Below are 245 nucleotides of genomic sequence, written 5' to 3'. Positions count from 1 at the left end.
GGCAAGACGCTTCTCGCCAAGACGCTCGCGCGGACCATCGACTGCTCCGTCACCCGGATCCAATTCACTCCGGACCTGCTGCCCTCGGACGTCACGGGCGTTTCGATCTACAACCAGGATTCCCACCGGTTCGAGTTCCGCCAGGGACCCATCTTCGCGAACATCGTGATCGGTGATGAAATCAACCGCGCCTCCGCCAAGACCCAATCAGCCCTGCTGGAGTGCATGGAGGAGCGCCAGGTGAC

General features: G+C 62.0%; 1 protein-coding gene. It reads left to right on the top strand.

What is annotated here, in order from left to right:
* A partial coding sequence (locus SB754_RS22300; RefSeq protein WP_410784463.1) for an AAA family ATPase occupies positions 1-245 on the top strand: 245 nt, incomplete at both ends.

The organism is Leifsonia sp. SIMBA_070 (assembly GCF_046534635.1).
Lineage (GTDB): Bacteria > Actinomycetota > Actinomycetes > Actinomycetales > Microbacteriaceae > Leifsonia.
Note: the sequence above shows the minus strand (reverse complement) of the source record. Positions and strands in the feature narration are given on the sequence as shown.